This window comes from Humidisolicoccus flavus (assembly GCF_045689595.1).
Lineage (GTDB): Bacteria > Actinomycetota > Actinomycetes > Actinomycetales > Microbacteriaceae > Humidisolicoccus > Humidisolicoccus flavus.
The window spans coordinates 2,044,799-2,062,926 of sequence record NZ_CP142724.1 but is presented as its reverse complement, the minus strand read 5'-3'; the positions used below and the strand labels follow the sequence as shown (position 1 = coordinate 2,062,926).

General features: G+C 62.9%; 16 protein-coding genes and 1 tRNA gene. 5 read left to right on the top strand and 12 right to left on the bottom strand.

Going from position 1 to position 18,128, the window contains the following annotated elements; all coding sequences use genetic code 11:
• Positions 1–42: 42 nt before the first annotated feature.
• Positions 43–2,352: a DUF6923 family protein gene (locus tag U2H20_RS09900; protein WP_430592119.1), complete on the bottom strand. Its 2,310-nt coding sequence runs from the start codon at positions 2,350–2,352 to the stop codon at positions 43–45.
• Positions 2,353–2,643: 291 nt separating this feature from the next.
• Positions 2,644–3,063 (bottom strand): hypothetical protein, encoded by a 420-nt coding sequence (locus U2H20_RS09895; RefSeq protein ID WP_430592118.1) that lies wholly within the window; start codon positions 3,061–3,063, stop codon positions 2,644–2,646.
• A 94-nt stretch (positions 3,064–3,157) separates the two neighbouring features.
• Here U2H20_RS09895 and U2H20_RS09890 point away from each other — a divergent pair, with 94 nt between their 5' ends.
• Positions 3,158–3,694 carry a VOC family protein gene (locus U2H20_RS09890; protein WP_430592117.1) on the top strand — a complete coding sequence of 179 codons (537 nt, stop codon included), beginning with the start codon at positions 3,158–3,160 and terminating at the stop codon, positions 3,692–3,694.
• A gap of 33 nt (positions 3,695–3,727) precedes the next feature.
• Positions 3,728–4,546: a MerR family transcriptional regulator gene (locus U2H20_RS09885; protein ID WP_430592116.1), complete on the top strand. Its 819-nt coding sequence runs from the start codon at positions 3,728–3,730 to the stop codon at positions 4,544–4,546.
• A 147-nt stretch (positions 4,547–4,693) separates the two neighbouring features.
• On the opposite strand, the gene U2H20_RS09880 is transcribed toward U2H20_RS09885, so the two are convergent.
• Together U2H20_RS09880 and U2H20_RS09875 are read right to left on the bottom strand one after the other, a co-directional pair.
• Positions 4,694–5,881: a hypothetical protein gene (locus U2H20_RS09880; RefSeq protein ID WP_430592115.1), complete on the bottom strand. Its 1,188-nt coding sequence runs from the start codon at positions 5,879–5,881 to the stop codon at positions 4,694–4,696.
• 165 nt (positions 5,882–6,046) lie between these two features.
• Entirely contained in the window at positions 6,047–6,595 is a 549-nt protein-coding gene (locus tag U2H20_RS09875; RefSeq protein WP_430592114.1) for a helix-turn-helix domain-containing protein, read from the bottom strand.
• Positions 6,596–6,661: 66 nt separating this feature from the next.
• Between U2H20_RS09875 and U2H20_RS09870 the strand changes: the two genes are divergently transcribed.
• Together U2H20_RS09870 and U2H20_RS09865 are read left to right on the top strand one after the other, a co-directional pair.
• On the top strand, positions 6,662–7,387 hold the full coding sequence (locus tag U2H20_RS09870) for an AzlC family ABC transporter permease (protein ID WP_430592113.1): 726 nt from the start codon (positions 6,662–6,664) through the stop codon (positions 7,385–7,387).
• Entirely contained in the window at positions 7,377–7,691 is a 315-nt protein-coding gene (locus U2H20_RS09865) for an AzlD domain-containing protein (RefSeq protein ID WP_430592112.1), read from the top strand. The genes U2H20_RS09870 and U2H20_RS09865 overlap by 11 nt, the downstream gene beginning before the upstream one ends.
• 135 nt (positions 7,692–7,826) lie before the next feature.
• On the opposite strand, the gene U2H20_RS09860 is transcribed toward U2H20_RS09865, so the two are convergent.
• The 8 genes from U2H20_RS09860 to U2H20_RS09825 form a co-directional block, all read right to left on the bottom strand.
• Positions 7,827–8,369 carry a hypothetical protein gene (locus tag U2H20_RS09860; RefSeq protein WP_430592111.1) on the bottom strand — a complete coding sequence of 181 codons (543 nt, stop codon included), beginning with the start codon at positions 8,367–8,369 and terminating at the stop codon, positions 7,827–7,829.
• 129 nt (positions 8,370–8,498) lie between these two features.
• Positions 8,499–9,209, bottom strand: coding sequence for a DUF2510 domain-containing protein (locus U2H20_RS09855; protein ID WP_430592110.1), 711 nt, complete (start codon positions 9,207–9,209; stop codon positions 8,499–8,501).
• Between the two features lie 157 nt (positions 9,210–9,366).
• Positions 9,367–9,873: a GNAT family N-acetyltransferase gene (locus tag U2H20_RS09850; protein ID WP_430592109.1), complete on the bottom strand. Its 507-nt coding sequence runs from the start codon at positions 9,871–9,873 to the stop codon at positions 9,367–9,369.
• Between the two features lie 106 nt (positions 9,874–9,979).
• The gene (locus tag U2H20_RS09845) at positions 9,980–13,456 is read right to left on the bottom strand and encodes a DUF11 domain-containing protein (protein ID WP_430592108.1); all 3,477 of its coding nucleotides are present in this window, start codon (positions 13,454–13,456) and stop codon (positions 9,980–9,982) included.
• Positions 13,457–13,750: 294 nt separating this feature from the next.
• Positions 13,751–14,038, bottom strand: a complete 288-nt coding sequence (locus tag U2H20_RS09840) for a transcriptional regulator (RefSeq protein ID WP_430592107.1) — start codon at positions 14,036–14,038, stop codon at positions 13,751–13,753.
• Entirely contained in the window at positions 14,031–14,489 is a 459-nt protein-coding gene (locus U2H20_RS09835; protein ID WP_430592106.1) for a hypothetical protein, read from the bottom strand. The genes U2H20_RS09840 and U2H20_RS09835 overlap by 8 nt, the downstream gene beginning before the upstream one ends.
• 152 nt (positions 14,490–14,641) lie before the next feature.
• Positions 14,642–14,714: transfer RNA gene (locus tag U2H20_RS09830), tRNA-Arg, on the bottom strand.
• A gap of 117 nt (positions 14,715–14,831) precedes the next feature.
• Entirely contained in the window at positions 14,832–15,035 is a 204-nt protein-coding gene (locus U2H20_RS09825) for a cold-shock protein (RefSeq protein ID WP_430592105.1), read from the bottom strand.
• Positions 15,036–15,557: 522 nt separating this feature from the next.
• Here U2H20_RS09825 and U2H20_RS09820 point away from each other — a divergent pair.
• Positions 15,558–18,119: an ABC transporter gene (locus tag U2H20_RS09820; protein ID WP_430592104.1), complete on the top strand. Its 2,562-nt coding sequence runs from the start codon at positions 15,558–15,560 to the stop codon at positions 18,117–18,119.
• Positions 18,120–18,128: the final 9 nt, after the last annotated feature.

Here is an 18,128-nt window from a genome sequence, read left to right as displayed (position 1 = left end):
ACTCTTCGGCGTTCTCGCCGAAGAGTCCCCGTCTTCTCTGTGCTAATTCACTGATCGCCGTCGCACCATCGCCAGCGCCGCGCCCGCTCCGGCAAGCAACAGGCCGAGGATTGCCGCAATGCCCACAAGCCCTTGGCCAGTGACGGGAAGTCCCGCTGAACCAGTACCCGAAGGATTCGGAGCATTCACGACAACCGGCGTCACCGAAGGCTCGCCTGGCTGACCTGATTGACTCGGGGACGTCGGCCCCGTGGGCTCGCCTGAACCAGTCGGATCAGTTGGGTCTGGGGTCTCGACCGGCTCGGTGGGGCCGCCTGTCTGACCCGGCTCACCAGAGCCAACCGGGTTGTTCGTGCAACGATCCGAGGCCGCTGCGCACTCCTCGCCGGGCATCGCCCCTGCCGCGACCAAGTAGTTCGCGAGCACGCCATTACCCCGCTCCTCGGCATCATTGACGATCACCGAGTACGTCACCGTGACGGATCGCCCGGCCTCGAGCGAGCCAGTGACCGAAAAACGACCATCGACGAGCGCGCTGACCTCGAGCGCTGGATCTGCGACGGTGGGCTCGGTGGAAATCGTCGCGTCGTCGAGGATGTCGGTGAGCACGTCGTCGAAGGCGACTGCTCCGGGTGCGGTTCCGGAATTCGCGAACGTCAAGGTGTACGCGAGCTTGTCGCCCGGCGCGACTGTCGTTCCCGAATCTGGTTCAACCGATTTCACGACATCGATCTCGGGAATCGGGTTGACGGTGCAGAGCTCGGAATCCGCTGCACACGCACCCGCTGGAGCCTCACCCCTTGGGAGCAGGAAATTGCTGAGCAGGTTGTCACCTCGATCACCATTTGGCCTGACCTCGACACTGTAGGAGACGGTGTAGGTCTCGCCAGCCGGCACCTCACCGGTGATCGCAAACCCTTCGTCGGACACGGCCGAGATCGAGAGCGCCTCATTCGATGACGTGGGCGCTTGACTCACCGTCGCGTCGTCGGTTACTCCCGCGAGGTTGTCGGTCCAATCGATGACGGCGCTCGCTGTGCCCGAGTTGGCAAAGCTCAGCGTGTACGTGAGTTCCTGCCCTGCGATGACGGTCGTACCGGATCCGGGGTCGACGGATTTCGTGACCGTGAGGTTCGGTGTCGAGGCTTCGCAGCTCGTTGCGGAGTCTGTGTTGTTCGTCAGGTCTGGGTCGTCCTCGTTTCCGATGAGACTCGCCGTGTTGGTCACGCACGCACCGACCGGGACGTCCGTGTCGACGGTGATCGTGAAGGTTGCGGATTCGCCGCTTGTGAGCCGACCACCGCTCAGGACGATGTCGCTGCCACTGATCTGCGCAGTGACATCACCGGTCACGACGGGGCTTGACACCCCCTCCGGCAGCGAGTCTTCGATGCTCCAACCGCTGGAGGTGCCCAGACCGTCGTTCGACACGGTGAATTCGTATTCGAGCGTTTCACCGCTCAAGAATGTCGCCGCCGCGGACTTCTCGATCGTGAGATCGGCTGGAAGCCCGGGGATTGCAGCTCCATCGTTCAGGGTCGATCCAGGACCAGGCGTCACCGAGACGATCGTGAATGTCGGGGCGCTCGAGGCACCGTTGTCGATCTGCAATTGGACGACATCGCCGGTGCCGTTGGAGGAGAACCCGAGGTTTCCGTTTCCGAAGTTCCAAGCACCGCCGAAGCCCCCAGCGGTGGCTACGCCCGCACCGGGAAACACCGTGATCTCGCCGGTCTGAATATTCAGTCGGCGGATGTCTCCGCCGATATTCATACCCCAGGCGAACCCGTCCTTGAACACGAAGTCTTGCACCGCGGGAGCTTGGCCGAAGTCGATCGTGTTGACGACCTCTCCGGTGGTCACGTCGATCGCGAGCATTGTCGTATTCGGTGCGGAGTCGGAGGCATAGAGCAATCCGTCTTCAGGGTTGAACGCCCCGGAGAAAAAACGAGCCGCCCCGGTTGCGGGATGGGTGTAGATCTGGGTTCCGACTCGCGTCACGACGTTACCCTCGCCGATGCGAACCAATGAGCCCTGCGGGAAGGCGCTGTTGACGGTTGTCACGATGCCGTAGAGGTAGTTGTCGGCCATGTTGAAGCCGACCGCGTTGTAGGTCGAGTTGGCGGCGAGACCTTCGTCTTGGAAGGCATACGAGCCGTCACCGGTTGTGACCGCACGGTGCAAGCGACTCGGCGACTGTTGCGCGATGAAGATCGCTGGTTCTGCTGGATCGAATGCGTCGCCCGGTGCGGCCGAGGCGGTCTCCGTCGAGGAGACGAACTGCGGGATTACAAGGCCTGCAAGGGCGATTGAGAATGCCGCGACAAACGCGGCGGTCTTCTTTTTGTTCACGGCCTGAGCGGTCGTGGAATTGAGTCTTGAGCGGGGCACTCGGTCGTCCATTCTTTACGCGGATGCATCTCGCGCAAAGTTGTTTCTCTCGGTGAGAAAACGCGCTATGTCATCACTGTCTTGTTCTCCACTTTTAACGAGCGAACGGCCGGATCCTTACATTCTTCGCGAATCGCAAGGCCGTCGCGCAGGTCGGCAGCGTTTATCGACAGCGTTATTCGGCAAAACTCGGGGAAGCCGCCCTGAAAGTTGCGGGGGACGCAAACGGAAAGAAGTGGACGATCGAGCGTTTCAGCGCTTCGCTCGCCGAATGTGCGCAGCAGAACCGAGGGCGAACACCACACCTGCGGCGAGCGCGCAGACGACAACCGGCCAGCGCTCTTCGCCGACCATGCCCGCGATCAAGGCCGCGACGACGAGGGCAGTTGCGACCGCGAGCGCACCGAGGAACACGCGACTCATCGGCAGCGCCCACGGCACACCGGATCGGTACGTCGAGATTGCATTCGCCACCGTCAAGGCGAATCCGATTGCGAGCCATCCCTGCAGGCTCATCTCACCGAGGAGAGGCGTCAGCGCCAGACCCGTAATGAGGAGGGCGTTGACGAAGTACAGCCAGAGCGGCCAGGGGGTGAGCCGAGCGGCGCGACGGACCTGCTCCTCGTCGACGAGGGCGTGCTGTTTCGTGACTGGCTCTGGCTGGTCTCCCACGTGATGCTCCCTGTTCGAATACTCATGACCTGATCTGCACTTGACCTGATCTGCACTTGACCTTCTCGCGACGTCAAGGTGCAGCCTTGTCGTTATGAGGAACAACTTCAATGCCTTCGAAATTAGTCCCGTTCCGCCGCCGGGGCCGGGCGCGATCGCGCCCGAGCTCTATCGCGGCATCTATGGAATGCCGATGTTCGCGACGCTCCCGACCTCGGATCTCAAAGCCTCGACGGAGTTCTGGACGGAGGTGCTCGGATTCTTCGACCTATTCACCATCCCCGGGCAACTCACGCACCTTCGGCGCTGGGCGTTTCAAGACGTCCTCCTGGTGCCGGGGGCCACTCAACCCCACATCCCGATTTCGAGTTTCAGTTTCGCTTGCCTCGCACAGGAGATCGAAGCGATTGCCGATCGATGCCGAGCCTTCGACAGCGCGTGCACGACTGGAACCCGCTCGACGCCGTGGAACACCATCGAGCTCGAAATCATCACTCCGGAGAACGCTCGCATCATTTTCACCGCAGCACGCGAACTCGACCCTGCAGGTGAGGAAGCCACGTACTTGAGGGACGCCGGCTTCGATGTCCCCGAGGCGTCACCAGCTGCCTCGCAGAACACCGAGGGCTGAGCGATCGTGTCCACCGCTGCCAAACTTGCAGGTATGCATTCGGGCGCTGAGAACTCCCAGCAGGGCGAGACCCTCTGGACCATCGGTGCCGTCGCCGCTCGACTTGGCGTGACCGAGCGAACGCTCCGGCACTGGGAATCGAGCGGCGTCGCCTCCGCAAGTGAACGAAGCGCCGGCGGCTACCGCCAGTACGCCGCCGCCGACGTCGCCAGGCTCCACCGCGTCGTGCTCTACCGCGAACTGGGCTTCTCGCTCGAGGACATTCGCGCGATTCTCGACTCCGAAGGCGGAGCGTCCGCGCAGGCGCTGCGAGACCAGCGAGCGCACCTGCTCACCCGCATCACCGAGTTCTCCGAAATGATCACCGCGATCGATCAGATGCTGCACGTTGCGGACGCCGGGCTCCCCCTCACCGCTGAGGAGCAGGTCGAAATCTTCGGAGCACATTGGAAGCCAGAGTGGGCCGCAGCCGCCGAAGAACGATGGGGAGACACTGAGGCCTGGGCCGAGCACGCGGAGAACGCCTCGAAGCGCAGTGCAAGCGAGTGGCAGCGCTTTGCCGACGAGACCGCACGGCTCGGGGATTCGCTGGCCGCGGCGATGCACGAAGGCGTGATGCCCGGTTCGACGCGAGCGAACGAGCTTGCCGAAGCGCACCGAGCCTGGGTCAGCCAGCAGTTCTCGTGCTCGCACGCAATGCAGGTCTGTCTGGGCCGCCTGTACACGGACAGCGGTGAGGACGGCATGTATTACAACGCGGTCGCACCGAACCTGAATCGATGGGTTCGATCCGCCATCGAGGAGAATGCCCGCGCACACGGCGTTGACCCCGACACCGCCAAGTGGGAATGACTCACGGTCATCGGGCGACTCTCCGCATCAACGATTCTTCGAACCGTCCGGCATCGCGAGGCCTCGGCTCCCACACCACGCAAGCCGCACGATGCACGGCCCTGCGCTCAGCGCTCCACGAGCGAAGCAGGCGAGAACGCCCCCGCCCTAGCGAAAGGCGGTAACCGTGTAGTAGTCGTAATTCTCGTCGAAGGAGACGAGGACATTCGACTTGTACAACGCCTGCGGGTACCCGGTTCGGCCCACCCAGTACGTGAACGAGAATCGCCCGTCACTGTTTGACGTCGATGTCATCTGATTGTCGTAGATCATGAACGTCTCACCCTCGACCGGTGGCGCCATGTTCGGGCAGCCGTCGCCGACGCCGAGTGAACACGCTTCGATGTACGCGATCGCGGCAGCGCGCGTCTCCTCGATGACCTCGGGAGTCGGCTCGACCGAATCCCACACCTGGCCATAGCCGTCGAACACGCTGAGCACTGGTTGAGATCCTGGCGAAGACTGGAACCCGGGCGGGATCTTTCCCTCGTAGTAGTACGTCCCCGGGTACATCCAGATCTGCCGTTGCCCTTCAACAACTTCGTCGGGGATCGGCACGCCGTCAATCGAGTCGACCGGGACGATCGCCTGCGTGAACGACACCGGTCGCGCAAGACCCTGACTGATCTCCCAGCTCCCACCTTCACTCTGGAACAGGACCTGCGCGGGAAGCCCGCCGACACTGATCCCGAAAGTGCAGTCGAGCACCGCCTTCGTTTGCTTGATCACAGGTTCATTGCAGATGAGGCCCTCGAAGTAATCGGGCACGACCCCTGCGGCAACGACTGAGTCGTCGGCGGCTTGCACATCGAACTCGACCATGTTGCTCGCAGCTGCGAAATCGCCATTATTGAGCGCCCCGATGTACTCGGCGACAACGCGCTGCAGTTCCGCCTCGCTCCCCCGCTGGGCCACCGATTGAATCGCAGGAACCGCAACGAGAGCCAGCAGCGTCACGAGTACGCCGGCGAAGAACGTGACGGTCGGAACAGTGAAGCGCTTGATCGCGCGCCGGCGGCGAAGCACCCGCGCCTCGCGGCGGGACATGGAATCGGCGCCCAGGTCATGACCGTGACGATCGTTGTCGACGCGGTCTCGAAATTGATCGGCGCCATCGTGGATGGAATCGGTTGGGCGTTCTCGCGGGCTCGCCTCGTGAACAGATCCCTCCGCTTCGGGCAGTTCGAAATCGGGCATCTCGTCGCCATTGGAGTGGTCAGCATCACCGTGCGGGTCACGCGATGTTGGCTCGGGCTCGTCGTTGCTCACCGTTCGCCCTCCGTTCGACCGCGCCATTGCTTGAAGAATCTATCCGAATCGCGCCGGTGAGAGGGAGGGCTCAATTCGATCCCGCGAGCGATCGTTACACATTGCTCGATCCGGAACGCTCGCGGAGCACCACGATCGTCGCGTTCGGTTGCGTCGATTTCGTGCCAGGCTACGCCGAGACTCTGCCGCGAACTATCGGATCTCAGAGACGAGGACCGCACTCGTCTTCGGCTCGAGCGCTTCGAAGACGTGCTCGACATCGCCCGGGTACGAAACGTAGTCGCCTGGAGCGAGCGCGATCGGCGCCTCTGGTGGGCCGACGCGCGCGGCACCCGAGACAAGGATGAGGTGTTCGACCGTGCCTCGAAAATGCGCCTCGGAGAGTTTCGCCTGGCCGGGCTCGGCCTGGACGAAGTAGATGTCTCGTCGTGCATTCGGCGGACACACCGCAAGCAGCGCCGCAACATAGGTGCCCTGGGTGGAAGCAAAACCCGTCGCCTGGGCGGCGCGGACGACGGAGAGCGTCTGCGACGGTTCTTCGACAAGCTGCGCGAAGGTGACTCCCAGCGCGTGACCGAGCGACCAGAGGGTTTCGACGCTCGGATTGCCCGCCCCGGATTCGAGCTGCGAAACCGTCGCCTTCGAGACCCCGGCTCGTCGAGCGAGTTCAGACACACTCAGCCCAGATGCGGTGCGTTCACGACGCACGGCCGCTCCGACTCTGGCACCGATCGATTCCATGCCGTTCACGATATCGAACGTTCGGACTGTTTGACAGACAAGCACCGTGCGTTCAAAATAATGAACATGCGTTCATTGTCGCCAGTGCCGAGCCCTCCTCGAGCGAAACTCTGGCCCGCTGCGCTGTCGATCGCTACTGCGGTCCTGATCGTCGGCATCGCCTACGGTGCGATCGCTCGAGCCGCCGGATTTCCCGACTGGTTGATTGTCGTGACCGCGATCGTCGTTCTCGGCGCCTCCTCCGAGCTGCTCTTCGTCGGGATCGTTGCTGCCGGTGGCCTTCCGGTGATCGCAGCGCTCGCTGCACTGATCGTGAACTTCCGAAACGCCGTCTACGCATTCTCTGCAGCGCCGTTCCTGCCCAGGAACCGGGGCCTTCGGCTTCTGCACGCGCACCTGGTCAACGACGAGAGCGTGGCGTTCGCACTCGCTCAGAAAACGCCAGCCGAGCGACTCCGTGCCTTCAGGCTGCTCGGCGTGCTGATCTTCATTGCGTGGCCGCTCGGTGCGGTCCTTGGAATTCTGCTCGGCACGATTGCTCCTGATCCGAAGGTGCTCGGGCTCGATGCGGCCTTCCCCGCGATCTTCATCGCGATCCTTGCGAGCATGGTGCAGCGTAGAACCGCGGGGCCAGCCGTGCTCGGCGCCGGGATCGCAGTTGCCGCGACGCCCTTCGTTGTCAGCGGCCTCGCGCCCATACTCGGCCTCCTCGGGCTTTCCATCCAGGCGCGGCGTTCGCGCGGTGCGCGGCGAACTCGGAGAACGACGAAGGAGCACCGCCATGGTGAATGACCTGGTCCTCGCGGTCGCACTGCTTGCCATCGGAACCCTCGCGCTGCGCGCTGGTGGCACCGAGCTCGGTACCACGCGACTCGCTTCGAACCTCGAACGCTGGTCCGAACCCGCGGTTGTCACGCTGCTCGCGAGCGTCGCCGCGACCGCCGCTCTCTACGAAGGAACGCATTTCTCAGGCTGGGCCAGAATCGCAGGCGTTGGAGTCGGCGCGTTCGCCGTCGCACTGCGCGCTCCCATGCTCGTCGTCGTGTTGGCTGCAACCGTCGTCACGGCGCTGCTCCGGCATATCGGGGTTGCGTGAAATCACGTGCGGTGAACCCCGACCCGCGAAACCCGGTGCTTCCCAGAACGCAGAACAAGCAACCTGCGGGAAGTCTCCTCGCGTGCCTTTGCGCGATCCCCGAATTCGACGGCGACGCATAGCGGAGGCGCGACCTCAGAGGTTGATCGCGATCAGCGTGATGATGGTGACGCCGACGACCACGAGCGCGCCACAGCCGATACCGATTCCGAGGATCGGGCCGTAGCCCACCCGCGACGTGCGCGCTCCAGTGTGCTGCGCGGCAGCAAGGAACTCGGGGCCGCCGCCGAGCTGAAACGAGCGCGCACCGCCTGCCACGTTGATGGCGCGACCGAGATCAACTCCCACCCCGAAGCGCGGCTTGTCGAGGACGGACGCAACACCACCCGCGATACCGAGCCGGAGGGCGCGCTTCACTGAGCGCGCATCCGCCAACAACACATAGTTCTGACCGCGGACGACGAGCGTGATTCGCTGCGCAGCGGACTTCACAACCACCTCCTGCGCCGGAACGCTGAAGTACTGTGTCCAGCCGTTCGGCAGCGCAACCCACAGGGTAATGAAGCCGTTGCTGACCTCAGCCTGCGCGGGGAACCAACCGCCGGAGACGTGGTCGCCGAGGGCGCCGGAGAACACCGCAGACGGCGGCTGAGCGGTGGGCGGGTACGGCAGCGTCACGGTGTCCTCGTTTCGATGTGCAATTGCATGATGGTTCCGACTGATCGAACTGGAGAAGTGCGCGGTGCAGAGTGCGGGGTGCTGGGTCGTGGGTGCTGGGTGCAGTTTGCAGGGCGCGCGGTGCAGCGGCTAGGGGTCGCAAGACAGCGCGGCCTCGGTGGCCACCTCGATGGCGAGCTCGCGCTCTGCACCGAGGACATCCTCACCATTAGCCGCTGTCTGCAAGGCCTCATCTGAAAGTTCGGAGTCGTAGAAGAACTGCCCCATGCAGGCGAAGAATTCGGGCTGGTCGTCGTAGCTCGTGACGCCACCCTCCTGCGCGAGCTGCTGCAGACCCACAGCGATCTCCTCCGGGGAAGGCCGCGCCCCTGACGGCTCGGGCACGACCGGCGCGGATGGCTGCGCGGTCTCTGAAGAAGTCGGCGTGACCACTGGGAGTACCGGTTCGATCGACCCCGCCAGGTTCAAGACCGCTGCGAACAACACAATGACGGTCCCGATCGCACCGCCGACGAGCGACAGCACGATTCCAGCGATCGAAGGCCACTTCGCCGCGTTCTTCGTGAACAACCCGACCAGGGAGAGCACCAGCCCTGCGATCAACACGATCACGCCGATGAGGAACGTCGCGGGGATGCAAGCGACGATCGTTCCCAGCCCCGCAAGTCCGAGACCGATGAAGCCCAGTACGGGAGACACGCGTGCGGTCGTCGCAGGCGGAGGCGCCATCCATGCCGCGGAGCCGCCCTGCGCGGGTGCGACATGCTCGGTCCATCGCTGCCCGTCCCACCATCGCTGACGCCCGGAACCATCATCGTGCCATCCAGCCGGCATACTCATCGGCGCATCCTCTCGATTGGCCCGGCCATTGCCGCGCGAGACACAGGCTACATCTGGTGGTTCATAGTCCCCTGAGTGCCGTGGCGAGCGGATTCAGACCCGCACCGGTCGCGCTGACTCCCGCCGTCGCAGAGGGCAACTGCCCGAGTGATGAACCTCATTCGTTCGTCGACCGCGGCGCTTCGTTGCTCTGCGGGGCGCTGCTCCAGCGGAGCCAAACAGCGTTCGTGTCGGGCCAGGGAGCCGAGGTCGTGGCGAAACCTTGACGCTCGTAGAAGCCTCGTACGACTTCGTTGCTCGGCTCGTATTCCGTGAGGAGATCACCGCCGTGCAGGCGTGCCCGAGCCTTCGCTGAATCGACCAGAGCACGCCCAACACCCCCGTGCTGTCGATTCGGCAGCACATACAGCTTCCACATCACGAGATCGTCGCCGAGCGGTTCCACATGCGTCATCCCGACGATGCCTTCGGAAGTCTCGGCGACCTCGATGTACCCACTGTCGATCGCGCCTGTGATCGCATCGGCGCTCCAGTACGCATCGAGACCAGAAACCACGAACTCGGCACCGTTGCGAGGGCCATAGGTCGAAGGCCAGGTCACGAAGCCGACGAACCGTACTGCATGCACATCCTCGGGCGCGGCCGGGCGAATCGTGACGGTCATGACAGCAAGTCTCAGGAGTCGTGGTCACCATGTCAAGCAAGTCGGTGACAAGGGAATGGCCCGGGGTCTCATGGTGAAACCTCGGGCCATTCCCTCAACGGGGCAACTACTCTGCGCCGCGCTCACGGCCCTTTCGTGCGCTCGTGGCAAATACTCCGAGTCCGATGAGCAGCGCGCTCAACAGCAGGAACATCAGCGTCGGACTCACACCAGTCACGGGCAAGGAGTGCGATGGAGTCGCACTCGGCGACGGCGCGACAACTCCTCCACTCTCAGTCGGTGTCGGCGAAGGGGTCACCGACGTGCCTGGAGTTGGCGTCTCAGACACATCGGGGGTCGGGGTGACCGTGACATCAGGCGTCGGCGTCACATCAGGAGTCGGGGTCGGGGTGTCGGTCACGTCAGGGGTCGGCGTCGGAGTGTCGGTCACGTCAGGGGTCGGCGTCGGAGTGTCCGTGACATCCGGGGTCGGCGTGACGTCAGGGGTCGGCGTGACATCCGGGGTCGGCGTCGGCGTCTCGGAGGGCACAACGACCGACACGCAGTCGCTCGCCGATGGCCCCTCTCGGGTTTCGCCCTCGACCGTGACGACCACTTCAGCCAAGTTGCAGACCTCAGTGATCTCAGGGCTGTCGACCACGCGCGTCACGATCGTCAACGTCTCGGTACCACCGGCAGGAATGTTCTGCGCAAGCGACCACTGACCCGACTCCGCATCGTACGAGCCATTGCTCGCCGTCGACGACACGTACTCGAGATCGTCCGGCAGCGCATCGAGGACGACGATTCCACCAGCGCTTCCGGTGCCATCGTTCGTGACCTTGATGCTCCAGCTGATCTCACCGTTCGGAGCGACCGACTCCGACGAAGCAACCTTCTCGATCGCAAGCGAGGGCATCGTCGTCAAACCGACAACGTTCGGTTCCACGGGGAGCAGATCCGCACCCGAGTTCGCGTTCTGCGCAGCAACTGCGAAGGAGTTCCACGCCGTGCCCTCAGCATCACCAGGAGCGGTCACCGGAACCACAATCGGCTGAACCTCGTTGATCGCGAACGCGCGAGCACCGAAATCGACACGAATCGCACGGACCTCGCTCAGGTTCGCAGGCAACTCCGTCGTCCAGTCGTCAACACAGCCAGCCGGCGCTGCTGCACGGTCCTGACCGATGCCGATCACTTCACCGCGGCAAGGGTTCGTCGAGGCCGAATACTCGACCACCGCATCAACCCCAGTCGTCACGGGTCCAGACAGGTTCGCCTGCCACGCGCTGTTCCGCGAGTCAGAGCCAGCCGGGCCAACACCCGTGTCCCCGACATACGGCAGGATCTCGTAGGCCACAACATTCGAGATCGGCACGTTGCCAACGTTCTCGACATCGAGTCGGTAGCTGCCGTCAGCACCAGGCAAAATCACACCGATCGACGGCGACGCCAGGTAGTCCTCGTCGGCCGAACCCATGACCCACTTCGTGCCACCAACCGCAGGGCCCTCGATGATCGTGTACGGAGCCGACGCGGAGCAGCCGAGGTTCGCTGGATCATCAACGCCCGCGAGATCGTTCGGGTCCGTCGCATTTGGCGAGATCGTGCAGATCGATGGGAAAGCGTCGGTGTTGTAGCTCCGAGTTTCGCCATCAAAGACGATGAGCTGGTTTTGTCGAGTCCCCGCCGGGGCTCCAGCTTGCACTTCGGCTTTGAACCGAACCACGCCACCTGCGATCGCGACAGGAACACCCTCAGCGTCGGGCCAGCTCACCCGAACAAGCTGACGCCCAGTTCCGTTGTAGTCATCGAGCACCTCGATCTGCATATTCGCATCCGGGAGATAGCTCCGCATCTGCGCACCCATTCCCGCAAGCGAGACCGATCCTGGAACGTAGCGAAGATCAGCTGGGAGCAAATCGGTCAGCACCGGGTGCAACCGACCCGATGTGCCAAGTTGCGTTGCAAACCGGAGTTCGACGTCCATCTGCCCGCCGACGCCCTGGACCGCATTGGTGATGTCCTTCCAGACACGGATCTTGGGGGTGTCGGGCATGATCTTCGCGTAACCGCAGTCTCCGCTCGCGTCAGCAACCACCTGCGAGGTGGAGCTTGTCAGCGTCGCCGTTCCGAGACAGTTCTCAACATAGGGAGGAACGCCCTTCGGGACCGCTGAATCTTGGTACACCGCATCATCAGAGGTCGCCGGGAAGTCACTCACCACAGTTCCCCCGATGAAGATCCTCACACCCTGACCGCCTGCCAATTCGCCTGCAACTGAAACTTGGGTGATCCATTCAACGTTCGAAGTGAACACCGGCGTACGGGGCATTCCGGATACCAGCTGCACGACGCCCGTGTTGCCGAGGTTCGTCACATAGTTCACAGTGAAGGTCGTTGGAACGCCCGCTTCCATCGCGAGAGAAACATTCTTGACGGCGGGGGTTGCACAGTCCGTCACGCCTTGTGCGGGGGAGGTGAAAAGACACGGGAGCGGATCAGTGAACGAAACCGTCAGTGGATTCGTGCCCGTGTTGTTCGCGGAAACCACCCAGATAGTGTCGGTGCCGCGCGCGCTCGGAGATGCGAACACGATCTCGGGCCCCTTGCCAAATGTTCCCGTATTCGTTCCTGCACGAAGCCCGTGTGTTTCCGAGTCGCTCGACGTTACGACAACGTCGGGTCGCAAGTATGGGTTCGCCGTCGCCGTCGCCGTGTTCGTCACCGAGACGGGCGCCGTGAACACGGTCGACGGATAGCGCACCGTGAGCTGATACCGCGGTGCGACTCTCACCTGCCCGTTCTCGGACCATGCGGGCCACGTCACTGTGTGAGCCTCAGCGTCGTACACTCCACCGCCAGTAGAGGAGACGTATTCCGCACCAACTGGAAGATGATCGACCGTCACCACATTGTCGACACCCCACGTGCCAACCGCCGGAGCACCTCCGAAGCGACCGGCGTGATCGATCGAAGTGCGGTGCGTGGTCATGATGTTGTAGGTCACAGGTGAGTCGAGACCCGGGATAAAACCAGCCGGACTCGCAAGACGCTTGTCGGTCGCGAGATCCGGGATCGAATCAACCGTTGCGACCCCCGTCTGAGACTGCGTTGCTCCATCGACGGCGAACGTCGCTGTTGGATTCAAGGTGTCGCCATTGGGCGAAGCCAGGTTGGGGGTTCGCACCGTGAACGTGACCTGTCCAGAGCTTCCCGCTGGAATCGTGCTGGACATGTCCCAGACGAGCGTTCCCGCTTGGTTGACTGGAGCAGCTGAAAACCCTCCCGTCGACGGTGTTGCCGAAACATACGCCACCGCGGTTCCGCTGGGCTGCAGCGTTGGAATTGGCACTCGGATCTCACCGTTGTTACAGGGTTCAGTCGTCGAGCTGCACGACCAGGCAACGCTGAAGGTCATGGTCTCGCCGCTCTTGACCGACGGACTACTCGCCGAGACCGCCAGGCCCAGACTCGGCGCAGCGAACGATGGCGATGCCTGCAGGCCAGCGCCGAGCAGGATCGCCAAGAAGGCGATGAGCGCGATTATGCCGCGAGCCTTACGGCGAGAGAGCGGAGCGGATGTGCGGGCGGATGTGTGCACGAGAACCCTGACTGCGAGATCTGAAGAGAGCCAATTGGCTCGCGCTGAGACTAGCCGGGGAACACGATTTTTTGAGGGGCTTTTATCAAACCGTTACCACCATTAACTGAATGTTTATGAATTCTCGTTTCTTCCGTCACGAATTCACTGCTGTCTCGTCTTGTGTCGAGAGAATGGCCCGGTCACAGTACCCGAAATGCAGTGACCCCAACTTGGGGGCCGGAGCATTCTCGACTGCTTTCGCGTCGCAGAACGCCCGATAGGAAACGAATGAAGGTTGATCAGACGCCGGGGTTAGTCGTCGAGTATCTGCTGAAGCGCTGCCCGGTGACCTGCGTACGATTCGCGGCCTGCCGCCGTGAGCGTGAGGAGCTGCCGCGACCGCCCTGCGCGAACGATTGCGGACTCCGCGACATACCCAACGTCGACGAGCTGGCTGAGGTGCTTACTCAAGGCCGACTTCGAAAGTCCGCACCGTTCGAGAATCTCCCCGAACTCGACGCTCTCCGCTTGCGAGAGCATCGCGCAGATCCGAAGTCGATACGGGGCGTGGATGAGCGGGTCGAAGCGAGGCTCAACCACGTCGGGTTCGCCGCCAGTACGCAATGCCGAATCCGGCGATCAGCGCGGAGAGCGCGAGGCCGCACACGATCCAGATCCAGGAGCCGAGCGTGTCCGCAAGCAGAACCGGCGAGAGCGCGAGACCTGCCGCGACGATGCCGCTGGCAATCATGGGCGCCCACGACACCCTGACGCCGCGATACGGCGAGGGGCCGAAGCTCACGCGGCCAACGAGGAACGCGACGGCGAGGGCTGTCAAGAGGGTCAGCACGTTGAGCGTGATCCGAACAGGTTCAGATTGCTGCTCGAGTCCGTTCAAGACGAAGAGCCCGAGCACCAGCAGGGCGAGTACCGGGTAGTACCAAACGGGAACTGGTCGGAATCGCGTTGCGGACTCTTCTGCGTCGGCAAGCGCGAGCGCCTGTTGCGCCTCGACCTTCGAGGGCTTGGAGTTCGATTCGTTTGTTTCCATAACGGAAACACTAGCACGAGTTTCCAACATGGCAACAGTGCGGGCCTCGGCGACTCGCAAGCCCTGAAAAACACCGGAAAAACCAAGAAGCGGCCCGCTTTCGCGAACCGCCTCTGTACTGTCTCAACACAGTGATTTGGACGATAGTCCTGCGCGCCCGGAGGGATTCGAACCCCCAACCTTCTGATCCGTAGTCAGATGCTCTATCCGTTGAGCTACGGGCGCAGTGGCCCTTTTCGGGCCGTCGATTAGGCTACACGAAGTCTCGCTTCAGCGCGAATCCTGCGTGTCTCCCAACATAAGAAATGCGCGGCGACCGAAGCCGCCGCGCATTTCAAAGGTTTAGAGTGGGCGGATGTTCGCAGCCTGCGGGCCCTTTGCGCCCTGCGTCACTTCGAACTCCACACGCTGGTTCTCATCGAGTGAGCGGTAGCCGCTCGTCTCGATTGCAGAATAGTGGGCGAAGACATCTGCGCTGCCATCTTCTGGAGCAATGAAGCCGAAGCCCTTGCCTGCGTCAAACCATTTCACGGTACCGGTGGCCATTGGAGTTTCCTTTGATCGTGCTCATTCATGGTGCTGGAACCCGTGGGGCGAGTTCCGTAGAGCGCAACACGTGTTGCTCTCTGAGGGGATTCGGAAGAGCCGGGGCTCAACCGAGGTTGTGCTTTTTGATTTGGTCTGCTGCGGCTGTTTCTCATAAATGAGCTCCGTCGCTCCAGCAAACGCTTGGACGGCACAATCTTATGACACGTAGACGAGTTCGCCACCTGTCTATGACGCGATAAATCCTGAAAATCTGCTGTACCGCGATTGGTTTCGGGTACAAAGCCGCTCTCATCCGAACGTTCTCTACGACAGCGTGATCGCTTTGTGACGATATCGTTCACCGAATGACCAGGGCGGAACGACGACATCCGCGAGCAGAACGGCCTCTGAGGACCGAAACGCTGCCCCCGCAGGCCTGTCCGGCACGGTGCACCCGTGCGCATCGAGCCCGATCGAGCATCCAAAACGCCGCAGAAGCGACAAAGTGACCGCGGTCTCCAACCGCCCTAGACTCGTCCGATGCACAGCAACCCACCAGAGGGCGTCGACCATTACGTTCGCGTCCGCGGGGCGAACGAAAACAATCTGAGGAATGTCGACGTCGACGTTCCGAGAGACTCGATCGTCGCGTTCACCGGGGTTTCAGGCTCGGGAAAATCTTCGCTCGCGTTCGGCACCATCTTTACCGAAGCGCAGCGCCGCTACCTCGAATCAGTCGCACCGTACGCGCGACGACTCATTCAGCAGGGGCACGATCCGCACGTCGATTCCATTACGGGCCTGCCGCCCGCGGTCGCGTTGCAGCAGCGTCGCGGCGCACCGAGCTCACGCTCGACCGTTGGAACCGTGACGACCCTGTCGAGTTCACTCCGAATGCTGTTCTCCCGCGCGGGGACCTTCCCAACAGGGTTCACAACGCGCCTCGACTCCGATGCCTTCTCCCCGAACACCGCAGCGGGCGCCTGCCCCGAATGCCATGGCGTCGGCATCGCGCACACCGTGACGGAAGACACCCTGGTCCCCGACCCGTCGCTCAGCATCCGTGAGGGCGCGATCGCCGCCTGGCCGGGCGCGTGGCAGGCGAAAAACCTTCGCGACATCACGATTGCGCTCGGATACGACGTCGATCGCCCCTGGCGCGAACTCCCCCAGGCGGATCGCGATTGGATCCTCTTCACGGAGGAGCAGCCGGTCGTGCAGATCACGCCACAACGAGACCGAGTCGCCAAGCCCTACAACGGGAAGTTTTCGAGCGCGAAGCATCACGTGTTCCACACGCTCGCGACCACTCAGAGCCAGATGATGCGCACGAAGGTGCTGCAGTACGTCAAGAGCGGTCCGTGCCAGTTGTGCAGCGGAACGGGCCTTCGACAAGAAGCCCTCGCGGTCACCTTCGCGGGTCATTCCATCGCAGCATTGAACGCAATGCCGATGACGGAACTCGCACAGGTGCTTCGACCCACCGCGGCTCTCCAAAACCCCGCAGCCGCCGTCTCCAACACGCTCTCTGGCGAGCGCACCGACGTCGCAGTGACGATCGCAACCGGCCTGCTGTCACGGATCGATGTGCTGATCGATCTCGGACTCGGCTACCTCGGACTCGGGCGAGTAACGACCACGCTCTCCCCCGGTGAAATGCAGCGACTCCGGCTCGCGACCCAACTTCGCTCCGGACTCTTTGGCGTCGTCTACGTCCTCGATGAACCCTCGGCGGGACTCCACCCGGCCGACGCCGAGCCGCTCTTCGACTTGCTCGAACAACTCAAGCAATCCGGGAACTCCGTCTTCGTGGTCGAGCACGACATGGACATCGTCCGCAGAGCAGACTGGATCGTCGACGTCGGCCCGGGAGCTGGCGAAGGCGGCGGCCATGTGCTGTACAGCGGACCAGTTGCAGGGCTCGCCGACATCGCAGACTCCGTCACCCGGCCCTTCCTGCTCGGCCGGGATGAGCGCGAGGCCGTTCCCCTTCGAGCTCCCCGCGCTCAAGAGCACTGGCTCACCGTAGAGGGCGTGAACCTCCACAATCTTGTCGACACGGACGCGTCCATTCCGCTCGGCAACCTCGTCGCGGTCACCGGCGTCTCCGGTTCTGGAAAATCGACGCTCGTCAGCACCGTGCTCTCCGATGTCGTGCGTCAGCACCTGGGGAGCAATCGAGGAGGCACGGCAACACTGGATCAGCCGGATGCCAAGACTTCCTCCGCAGCGGATGCCGAAGACTCTGATGACGGCGCCGCCCCGCACGCAAGCGTCGCGAGCGTCACAGGCCTCGAGCACATCGATCGATTGGTTCGAGTCGATCAGAAGCCGATCGGCCGGACTCCACGCTCCAATCTTGCGACCTATACGGGATTGTTCGATGCGGTGCGCTCCGTCTTCGCAGCGACGGATCTCGCACGTGAACGCGGCTACACCGCAGGTCGCTTCTCCTTCAACGTTGATGGAGGGCGCTGCCCCACCTGTCTCGGCGAGGGCTTCGTCTCGGTCGAGCTGCTGTTCATGCCGGGCAGTTACCGCCGTTGCCCCGACTGCGATGGTGCCAGGTACAACCCCGAGACCCTCGAGGTTCGGTACCACGGGAACACCATCGCCGATGTGTTGGCGATGACGGTGACACAGGCTGCAGAGTTCCTCGACGACCTCCCGGTCGCCGCGAGGAGCCTTCGCGCGCTCCTCGATGTCGGCCTTGGATACTTGCGACTCGGCCAGCCCGCGACCGAACTCTCCGGCGGAGAAGCACAGCGGATCAAGTTGGCGACAGAACTGCAGCGGGTCCGCCGCGGCCACACGCTATATCTCCTCGACGAGCCCACGAGCGGCTTGCATCCCGCAGATGTTCAACTGTTGATCACGCAACTGCACTCGCTCGTCGACTCTGGCGACTCCGTCGTCGTCGTCGAACACAATCTCGATGTCGTCTCATCCGCTGATTGGGTGATCGACCTCGGACCCTCCGGTGGCAATGCGGGAGGACAGATCGTGGCGGCCGGAACCCCGGCAGCGGTCTCGAAGCATTCAGAAAGCCGAACCGCCGTGTACCTCGCGCGTCATATTGCCGGAGCGTCACGAGGTCGTTGAGCACACCGC

Excerpts from the sequence above, each read along its gene's own strand:
- U2H20_RS09865 (WP_430592112.1), top strand. The coding sequence starts at position 7,377 with ATGGTGAATGACCTGGTCCTCGCGGTCGCACTGCTTGCCATCGGAACC.
- U2H20_RS09890 (WP_430592117.1), top strand. The coding sequence starts at position 3,158 with ATGAGGAACAACTTCAATGCCTTCGAAATTAGTCCCGTTCCGCCGCCG.
- U2H20_RS09875 (WP_430592114.1), bottom strand. The coding sequence starts at position 6,595 with ATGGAATCGATCGGTGCCAGAGTCGGAGCGGCCGTGCGTCGTGAACGC.
- U2H20_RS09880 (WP_430592115.1), bottom strand. The coding sequence starts at position 5,881 with ATGGCGCGGTCGAACGGAGGGCGAACGGTGAGCAACGACGAGCCCGAG.
- U2H20_RS09850 (WP_430592109.1), bottom strand. The coding sequence starts at position 9,873 with ATGACCGTCACGATTCGCCCGGCCGCGCCCGAGGATGTGCATGCAGTA.
- U2H20_RS09825 (WP_430592105.1), bottom strand. The coding sequence starts at position 15,035 with ATGGCCACCGGTACCGTGAAATGGTTTGACGCAGGCAAGGGCTTCGGC.
- U2H20_RS09820 (WP_430592104.1), top strand. The coding sequence starts at position 15,558 with ATGCACAGCAACCCACCAGAGGGCGTCGACCATTACGTTCGCGTCCGC.
- U2H20_RS09870 (WP_430592113.1), top strand. The coding sequence starts at position 6,662 with ATGCGTTCATTGTCGCCAGTGCCGAGCCCTCCTCGAGCGAAACTCTGG.
- U2H20_RS09835 (WP_430592106.1), bottom strand. The coding sequence starts at position 14,489 with ATGGAAACAAACGAATCGAACTCCAAGCCCTCGAAGGTCGAGGCGCAA.
- U2H20_RS09855 (WP_430592110.1), bottom strand. The coding sequence starts at position 9,209 with ATGAGTATGCCGGCTGGATGGCACGATGATGGTTCCGGGCGTCAGCGA.
- U2H20_RS09885 (WP_430592116.1), top strand. The coding sequence starts at position 3,728 with ATGCATTCGGGCGCTGAGAACTCCCAGCAGGGCGAGACCCTCTGGACC.